General features: G+C 67.3%; 1 protein-coding gene. It reads right to left on the bottom strand.

Going from position 1 to position 1,916, the window contains the following annotated elements; translation table 11 throughout:
- The coding region (locus tag NKJ06_RS35245; RefSeq protein ID WP_352812531.1) for a non-ribosomal peptide synthetase at positions 1–1,916 on the bottom strand (1,916 nt) is incomplete at both ends.

The raw sequence follows: 1,916 nt of genomic DNA, 5'->3' as shown, positions 1-1,916 counted from the left end.
AGCTCGCCCACCGCCCCCAACGGCACCGGCTGACCATGAGCGTCCAGAAGATAGATCCGCGTGTTGGCGATCGGACGGCCAATCGGGACAACTGACCCGTCAAAGTCATCGGGGCAAGTCCAGGTCGTTGCACAGACTGTCGTTTCCGTCGGTCCATAGGCATTGATAACAGATGCTGCAGGCAGGCGACGGATGAGTTCGGCCTTCGGCAGCTCTCCAGCAAGAATGAGAGCTTGCGACGCCAAATATTCCGCACTCCTGCTTTCCTGAAGCAAGGCCGGAGGCAGCGTCGCGTGGGTGATAGCTTGGCTTCGCAGATAATGCGATAGCCTGGCACTCGCCTGGCGGAGCTCATCCGCAGGCAAATGCAAGGCGGCGCCGGAGCCAAGCGCCATAATCATTTCCCAGGCACTGGCATCAAAACCCAAGGAGGCGAACTGCACCACTCGACTGCTTGAACCAACGCCAAACAGTCCGATCTGAGCCAGCCCCAGATTGACCACTCCGCGATGCTCGACCATGACGCCCTTGGGCGTCCCGGTGGAGCCCGAGGTGTAGATGATGTAGGCGAGATGGCGGGGGGTGAGCCCCAGCGCGCGCGGGTCGGGGTCGTCAGCGCCCTGGCCGGCCCATGGACGCGCGCCGCCCGAGAGGTCGACCGCCGTCAGGCTGGCGAGCGCCTCGGCGCCGAGGGCGGCGCGTCCGGCCGTATCGCAAAGCAGCAGCTTGGGGGCGGCATCGGCGAGCACCTGGTTGAGCCGTGGGCTCGGATAGGCCGGATCGAGCGGCACATAGGCGCCGCCCGCCTTCAGGATCGCCAGCAGCCCGACCACCATCGCCGGGCTGCGCTCGACGCAGATCGCCACCGGCTGGTCCGGCTTGACCCCAAGGGCGATCAGATGATGGGCCAGCCGGTTGGCCCGGGCATTGAGTTCGCCATAGCTCAGCGCCTCGCCCTCATGCACCAATGCCACCGCCTCGGGCGTCCGGCGCACCTGCTGCTCGAACAGCTCGTGGATGCAAAGATCCGACGGATAGTCCGCGTCCGTCCGGTTCAGCTCCTCCAAAAGGTAGGTCCGCTCCTCGGGCGACAGCAGCTCGATGCGGCCGACCGGCTGCCCGGCATCGGCAACCATCGCCCGCAGCAATGCCAGCAGATAACCACGCTGCCGCTCGATCGTCGCTTCGTCGAACAGCGCCGTGGCATAGTGCAGCGATCCGGCGATCTGATCGCCATCTTCGCCAAGGTCGAGCTCCAGATCGAACTTGACCTGATCGAGCCCCTCCCCCGCAGCCTCCACGCGCAGCCCCGGCAGATCCAATGACCCGACGGTGTTGTTCTGCCAGGCCAGCATCACCTGGAACAACGGCGTGTGATCGAGGGCCCGCGGCGGCTTGACGATCTCGACCACCTGCTCGAACGGCAGGTCCTGATGCTCCTGCGCGGCCAGCGCCGTGCGCCGCGTCCGCTCCAGAAGCTGCGCCACGCTCGGCGCGCCCGACAGGTCGACCCGCAGCGCCAGCGTGTTGACGAAGAAGCCGATCAGCTCTTCGATCTCGCGCCGGCCGCGATTGGCGCTCGGCACGCCGATCACGACGTCGTCCTGGCCCGACAGGCGCGACAGCACCGCCGCCCACGCCGCCAGCACCGTCATGAACACCGTCGTGCCATGCTGGCTGGCCAGCCGCTTGAGCCCGCGCGTCAGAGCCGCGTCGATGACAACCGGCACACCGGCCCCGGCGAACGACTGCTGGGCCGGCCGCGGCCGGTCCGTCGGCAGCGCAAGCCGGGCCGGAGCCCCGGACAGGGCGTTGCGCCAATACTGCGCCTGGGTCTGCAGCCGTTCCCCCGACAGCCACTGCCGTTGCCAGGCGGCATAATCCGGATACTGGATCGCCAGCGGTGGCAGCGGGTC

It is taken from the genome of Mesorhizobium sp. M0293, assembly GCF_040321735.1.
Classification (GTDB): domain Bacteria; phylum Pseudomonadota; class Alphaproteobacteria; order Rhizobiales; family Rhizobiaceae; genus Mesorhizobium.
Note: the sequence above shows the minus strand (reverse complement) of the source record. Positions and strands in the feature narration are given on the sequence as shown.